Annotated in this window: 7 protein-coding genes and 1 pseudogene; 6 read left to right on the plus strand and 2 right to left on the minus strand. The window is 68.5% G+C overall.

Annotation, left to right across the window (positions count from 1 at the left end):
• From QM624_RS15130 to QM624_RS15140, 3 genes and pseudogenes are all read left to right on the plus strand, one after another.
• Positions 1-745: pseudogene (locus tag QM624_RS15130) on the plus strand (F0F1 ATP synthase subunit beta); the annotation flags it as partial.
• Between the two features lie 2 nt (positions 746-747).
• On the plus strand, positions 748-1,170 hold the full coding sequence (locus QM624_RS15135; protein WP_415093252.1) for a F0F1 ATP synthase subunit epsilon: 423 nt from the start codon (positions 748-750) through the stop codon (positions 1,168-1,170).
• Positions 1,171-1,197: 27 nt separating this feature from the next.
• On the plus strand, positions 1,198-1,656 hold the full coding sequence (locus tag QM624_RS15140; protein ID WP_415093254.1) for a DUF2550 domain-containing protein: 459 nt from the start codon (positions 1,198-1,200) through the stop codon (positions 1,654-1,656).
• 445 nt (positions 1,657-2,101) lie between these two features.
• On the opposite strand, the gene QM624_RS15145 is transcribed toward QM624_RS15140, so the two are convergent.
• Together QM624_RS15145 and QM624_RS15150 are read right to left on the minus strand one after the other, a co-directional pair.
• Positions 2,102-2,749, minus strand: a complete 648-nt coding sequence (locus QM624_RS15145) for a cob(I)yrinic acid a,c-diamide adenosyltransferase (protein WP_415093256.1) — start codon at positions 2,747-2,749, stop codon at positions 2,102-2,104.
• A gap of 134 nt (positions 2,750-2,883) precedes the next feature.
• Entirely contained in the window at positions 2,884-3,516 is a 633-nt protein-coding gene (locus tag QM624_RS15150) for a TetR/AcrR family transcriptional regulator (RefSeq protein WP_415093258.1), read from the minus strand.
• 85 nt (positions 3,517-3,601) lie between these two features.
• Here QM624_RS15150 and QM624_RS15155 point away from each other — a divergent pair, with 85 nt between their 5' ends.
• Genes QM624_RS15155 through QM624_RS15165 form a run of 3 tightly spaced genes read left to right on the plus strand, consistent with a single transcriptional unit; the run spans position 3,602 to position 5,774 of the window.
• Positions 3,602-4,531 carry an NAD-dependent epimerase/dehydratase family protein gene (locus tag QM624_RS15155; protein WP_415093260.1) on the plus strand — a complete coding sequence of 310 codons (930 nt, stop codon included), beginning with the start codon at positions 3,602-3,604 and terminating at the stop codon, positions 4,529-4,531.
• A gap of 41 nt (positions 4,532-4,572) precedes the next feature.
• A complete protein-coding gene (locus QM624_RS15160; RefSeq protein ID WP_415093262.1) occupies positions 4,573-5,364 on the plus strand; it encodes an SDR family oxidoreductase in 792 nt (263 codons plus the stop codon).
• A complete protein-coding gene (locus QM624_RS15165; protein WP_415093264.1) occupies positions 5,361-5,774 on the plus strand; it encodes a hypothetical protein in 414 nt (137 codons plus the stop codon). The genes QM624_RS15160 and QM624_RS15165 overlap by 4 nt, the downstream gene beginning before the upstream one ends.
• The last annotated feature ends 321 nt before the right edge of the window (positions 5,775-6,095 follow it).

A 6,095-nucleotide genomic window follows, 5' to 3' on the forward strand; every position in this document is an offset into this window, starting at 1 on the left:
GCGTGTGGCCCTGTCCGCGCTGACGATGGCGGAGTACTTCCGCGACGTGCAGAAGCAGGACGTGCTGCTGTTCATCGACAACATCTTCCGGTTCACCCAGGCCGGCTCCGAGGTCTCCACGCTGCTGGGCCGGATGCCGTCCGCGGTGGGCTACCAGCCGAACCTGGCCGACGAGATGGGTCAGCTGCAGGAGCGGATCACCTCGACCCGGGGTCACTCGATCACCTCGATGCAGGCGATCTACGTGCCGGCCGACGACTACACCGACCCGGCACCGGCGACCACCTTCGCCCACCTGGACGCCACCACCGAGCTTTCCCGCGAGGTGGCCTCGCGTGGCCTGTACCCGGCGGTCGACCCGCTGACCAGCACCAGCCGCATCCTTGATCCGCAGTTCATCGGCAAGGATCACTACGAGACCGCGACCCGGGTGAAGCAGATCCTGCAGCGCAACAAGGAACTGCAGGACATCATCGCCATCCTGGGTGTCGACGAGCTCTCCGAAGAGGACAAGACCCTGGTCGGCCGGGCTCGGCGCATCCAGCAGTTCCTCAGCCAGAACACCTACATGGCGACCAAGTTCACCAACGTGCCCGGTTCCACCGTTCCGCTGGCCGACACCATCGAGTCGTTCAAGATGATCTGCGACGGCGAGGTCGACCACATCGCCGAGCAGGCCTTCTTCAACGTCGGCGGCATGGACATGGTCATGGAGAACTGGGACCGGATGCAGAAGGAAGGCTGATCGTGGCCGAAGGCGACGTCCTGTTCGTCGAGGTGGTGGCCGCCGATCGCCGCGTGTGGGAGGGCGAGGCGTTGTCCGTCATCGCCCGCACCACCGAGGGTGACATCGGCATCATGGCCAACCACGAACCGCTGCTGGCGCTGCTGGTGCCCTGCGCGGCCGAGATCCTCACCAAGGACGGCAAGCGCGAGGTGCTGGCCGTCGACGGGGGATTCATCTCGGTGGCCGAGAACCGGGTTGCCATTCTCAGTCAGTACGGCCGGCTGGCCCACGAGATCCTGGTGGAAGAAGCGGAGCGTGAGCGCCGCGCGGCGTGGAAAAGAATGAACGAGGGCGACAACAGCGAGGCCACCCGGCAGCACTTCAATCGCGCCCACGCTCAACTCGCGGCAGCCAAGAAGGCCCAGCAAGCACAGGTCTCCTGATCGATAGCGTGCGAGGAGGCTTCAGAAATGGACGTGATCAGCGCTGTCGAATGGCTGCTGATCGTCGTCGTCCTGATTCTGGTCGCCGCTCTCGCCGGCTTCTGGCTGAGGCGCCGTTGGCTGTCGCGTGCCGGCGGCAGCTTCGCCTGTAGTTTTCACCCGGCCAAACGGACTCCGGGCACCCATTGGGTGCTCGGAGTCGCCCGTTATCGGGAGCATGAGTTGCAGTGGTTCCCGGCCTTCTCGCTGTCGCTGTGGCCGACCCAGCGTTTCGACCGCGGCCTGGTGCGCGCCGGTGAGCAGCGCCTCCCGGACGCCGGTGAGGTCGCCTGGCTGCTCGAGGGCCAGCGCATCGTGAGCCTGGAGGGGCCGGTGGAGCAGATCGAGCTGGCGATGGCGCCGGATTCCCTGACCGGGCTGCTCAGCTGGCTGGAGGCGGCGCCGCCCGGGATGCGCTACCGGCATTCACCGCAATCCCCGGAGTAGCGACCCGCCACACTCACGTCATCCCGGCGAAAGCCGGGATCTTCATTGCCTCGCCCATCCACCGTCGGTCGAGCTTGTCGAGACCTCTGTTCTGTGGTCGGGTTCTTAGTGGTTGGGTTCTGTTCCGCGGAGTGGGCTGCACCCCGTCCCGCCCGTGCGCAGCTCGCCACTTCTGCTTTTGTTTTTCAGTCCGTGGGCGGGGCTCGCGCGCTTTACGCCCGACCTACCCGGACGGGGTGCAGCCCACTCCGCTTTGAGGTTGCGTCAGTGCCGGACTCACGACCGCTGGTCGAGCTTGTCGAGACCGTGCCTCACCACCCGTTGGTCGAGCTTGTCTCACCACCCGTTGGTCGAGCTTGTCGAGACCCTGCCCACCCACCGTTGGTCGAAGCTTGTCGAGACCCTGCCCACCCACCGTTGGTCGAAGCTTGTCGAGACCCCGTTCTCACTCAGCGGCGTTGCTCTGCTCCGCCTTGGCGCGACGTTGGGCGGCGCGGGGTTCGACTGGCGTCCGGTCGGTGCCGGGGACCCAGAGGACGTCGCCGATCTCGGCGTTCGCCACCCGGGAAGCCAGGAAGAGTAGGTCGGAGAGCCGGTTCAGGTAGGTGAGCGCCAGCGGGTTCAGGCCGCCCTCGACGTCCAGGCCGTACTCCTGAGCGGCCCGCCACGCCGTCCGCTCGGCGCGCCGGACGATGGTGCGCGCGACATGCAACTGGGCGGCGGTCTGGGTGCCGCCGGGCAGGATGAACGAGTTCAGCGGCCCCACCTGCGCGGAGTACTCGTCGCACCAGCCCTCGAGCCGCTCGATGCAGCTGGCGACGATCCGCAGCGGCTCCCAGGGCGGGTTCTCCGCCAGCGGCGTGGACAGGTCGGCGCCCAGGTCGAACAGCTCGTTCTGGATCAGCCGCAGCGCGGCGTTCAGCTCGTCCGGCAGGTCGCCCCGGGCGGTCGCGACACCCAGCACCGCGTTCGCCTCGTCCACCTGGCCGTAGGCCTCGACCCGCAGATCGGTCTTGGCGGCCACCGAGTTGTCCGAAAGCCGGGTCTGCCCGGCGTCACCGGTGCGCGTGTAGATCTTGGTGAGGTGGACCATGCCGCCACCCTATGCCGCCCCGCGAATGCTCGGGGACGGTTCTTTCGGTCACCGGGGACGGTTCTTTCGGTCACCGGGGACGGTTCTTTCGGTCACCGGGGACGGTTCTCTTGGTCACCAGGAGGACGTCTGCGCTACGCGGGCACCAGCCCAACGAGGTAGCTGCGGACGACGGCGGCGAGTTCGGCTCGTGACTTGGACGTACCTGCCGCGGACGCGGTCAGCGAGCCCACTCCGACCAATCGGTCGTACTGAAGCCCGTCGATCAGCGCGATCAGGCCGTCCGCGTGACGAGGCGGATCGGCGGCACCCAACCGGGTGACCGCCCCGATCGCCAGCGGACGGAAGACGCTGCCGGCGTGCAGGATCTCCCGCAGATCCGGGTCGGACGCCACCTCGATCTCGCACGCCATCCGCGCCAGCGTGCTGTCCCGACGCTCACCGATCTGACCGTCGATGAAGGCCGCCACCCGGTTCGCCAGCTGGTCGGCCTCGGCCAGCCTGTCCTTGCGGACCGCCGGCGCATCCAGCGTGCTGGTGGGCGGCCCCGGCACTCCGGACAGCCGGTCGGCGTTGACCTCCGCGATCCGGACCAGCACGCCCCGCAGCAGTTCCCGCCGCGTCCGGAAGTGATACGAGGTCGTTCCGCTGGGCACGCCCGCTGCGGCGTCCACCGCACGGTGGGTGAGGGCGCGGATGCCGCTGTCGGCGATCAGCGAGATCGCGGCATCCGCCAAGAGTTGCGGGCGGTCGGTGGTGACGGGCACGGAATCCCCCTTGATGACAGTTGCTACATGTGTAGTGTAGCCTCTACAAATGTAGTGCTACAAATGTAGCGGAAGAGGAACGGTCATGGATACGCAGGGGTTGCATGTGGTGGTCGGTGCTGGCGGGGTGACCGGACGGCTGGTGGTCGGGCATCTGCTGGCGGCCGGCTGCCGGGTTCGAGCCTTGACCCGGGACGGTCGCGCTGTGGGCTCGCCGGCGGCAGAGCTTCGGGCCGTGGACGCATCCGATCCGGTCGCGCTGACCGAGGCCGCCGAGGGTGCGGTCGCCCTCCACCATTGCGCGATGCCGCCGATCGGGCGATGGCTGAGCGATTTTCCACCGCTGACCGATTCGATCATCGACGCTGCCTCGGCGACCGGTGCACGCGTGGTCTACGCCGACGACACCTGGATGTACGGCCGGGTCAGCGGCCCGATGACGCCCGAGCTGCCGTCTCGGCCCGTCGGTCGCCTGGGCGTGCTGCGGGCCTGGCTCGCCGAGCGCCTCAGCCATGCAGCCGCCGCAGGCCGCATCCGGCTGTCCATCGTGCGGGCGGGCGAACTCTACGGACCGCATGTGCGCTCGATGATCGCCGGCACGGTCTTCGGCAACGTGCACAGGGGGCGCGCCGCGCGCTGGTTCGGTGACCCCGACCTGCCGATCACGCCCACCTACGTCGACGACTTCGCCCGGACGATAGCCGCCGTGGGGCAGCACGACGGCGAGAGCGGCCGGATCTGGCACGTCCCACACCCTCGTCCGACCACGGGACGCGAACTGATCGCGCTGGCCGCAGCCCAGGCGGGGCATCGGGCCAGGGTGACCGCGACCACGCGGTGGCAGTTGCGCGCGCTCGGCGCCGTGCTGCCGCTGGCCCGCGAGGGCGCCGAACTGATCTACCAGTTCGAGCAGCCCTTCATCGTGGACGGCAGCGCCACGACCGAGGTGTTCGGACTCACCGCTACTCCGTATGCGGAGGGCGTCCGAGCGGTGCTCGCGTCACATTCCGGGTGATCGCGGTGTCACATGGGTGAGGAGAAACTGAAAGGAAGAGCATGACAAGCAATCGACGGCGACTCGCCGTGGCGGGTGGAACCGGTCTGATCGGCCGGATGCTGGTCGCTCTGGCACGCGAGAACGGCTGGACGCCGGTCGTGCTGGCGCGCTCCAGCGGAGTCGATCTGTTCACCGGAGCCGGGCTGCACGCCGCCCTCGACGGCGTGGACACCGTGATCGACGTGACCAACACCACGGCGGCGAAGCGGTCCGTGGCGATCGACTTCTTCGGGTCCACTTCGGAGAACCTGGTTCTTGCCGGGCAGCGCGCGGGCGTCCGGCATCACCTGACCCTGTCGATCGTCGGTATCGACCGCGTCGACACCGGGTACTACGCGGGCAAGCGGCGCCAGGAGGAGGTCGTGGCCGGTGGTGCGGTGCCGTGGACGATCCTGCGGGCCACCCAGTTCTACGAGTTCACCGAGCAGATGCTGAACCTGGTGCCGGGGCCCGTCGCTGTGGTGCCGCGGATGCTGAGCCGGCCGATCGCCGCGCGCGAGGTGGCCGGTCATCTGCTCGAACTCGCGGACGGCGCACCGGGCGGCCGGGTGCCTGAGATGGCCGGTCCGGCGATCTACCGGATGGCCGACCTGGTGCGGCAGTTGGCGCGGGCACGAGCGCTGCGCCGTCCGGTGTGGGAACTGCCGGCCATCGGCGCGGTGGCGCGGGCGGCGGCATCAGGCGGTCTGCTCCCCACCGGGTCCGGACCACGCGGCAGCGAGACCTTCGAGCATTGGCTGAACCGCACCGCGGCGCAGGCCCGGCCCGTCGTGAACGGTGGCAGGTCATGAGCCGGGCGTTGACGCGTGTGTTGCTGGTCGTCCTCGGGGTCTTCTTCGGCCTGATGCCGGGAGTGTGGGCCGCGTTCCTGCCGGAGTCGTTCTATGCCGATTTCCCGGTGGTTCGGCCGGCCTGGGTCGCGGTCGACGGACCGTACAACGAGCACTTGGTCCGCGACGTCGGCGCGATGTTCCTCGCCTTGGGCATCATCGCGCTGTTCGCAGCGATCACTGGTGGGTTGGTGGAGGCGCGGCTGGCCGGGCTCGGCTGGCTGGTGTTCTCCAGCCTGCACTTCGCCTACCACGTGTCTCATCTGCACGTGTACGAGACGCTCGACCAGTGGCTGAACGTGGTCAGCCAGGTGGCCACCATCGTGGTCGCGGCGGTCGTGCTGCTGTTGCCGCCGCGACGTCCGCGCTGAGTCGCGTCCCTGGACGACAGAGGTGACCAAAGGAACCGTCCCCGGTGACCAAAGGAACCGTCCCCGGTGACCGAGAGAACCGTCCCCGGTGACCGAAGGAACCGTCCCCGGTGACCAAAGGAACCGTCCCCGGTGACCGCGGGGACGGTTCCTTTCGGTTCAGGGAAGCGGGACCGGGGTTTCGGCGGGCTGGCCGGCCAGCACCTGGGTGACGTTGCGGACGGCGAGGCGGCACATGTTGTCGCGGGTGGTGCCGCCGGCGCTGCCGATGTGGGGTTGTAGCACCACGTTGTCGAGTTCGCGCAGGGCCGGGTTGATCAC

Origin of the sequence: Micropruina sp., from assembly GCF_047606365.1 — a bacterium.
GTDB lineage: Bacteria > Actinomycetota > Actinomycetes > Propionibacteriales > Propionibacteriaceae > Micropruina.

Excerpts from the sequence above, each read along its gene's own strand:
- QM624_RS15155 (WP_415093260.1), top strand. The coding sequence starts at position 3,602 with ATGGATACGCAGGGGTTGCATGTGGTGGTCGGTGCTGGCGGGGTGACC.
- QM624_RS15145 (WP_415093256.1), bottom strand. The coding sequence starts at position 2,749 with ATGGTCCACCTCACCAAGATCTACACGCGCACCGGTGACGCCGGGCAG.
- QM624_RS15160 (WP_415093262.1), top strand. The coding sequence starts at position 4,573 with ATGACAAGCAATCGACGGCGACTCGCCGTGGCGGGTGGAACCGGTCTG.
- QM624_RS15140 (WP_415093254.1), top strand. The coding sequence starts at position 1,198 with ATGGACGTGATCAGCGCTGTCGAATGGCTGCTGATCGTCGTCGTCCTG.
- QM624_RS15165 (WP_415093264.1), top strand. The coding sequence starts at position 5,361 with ATGAGCCGGGCGTTGACGCGTGTGTTGCTGGTCGTCCTCGGGGTCTTC.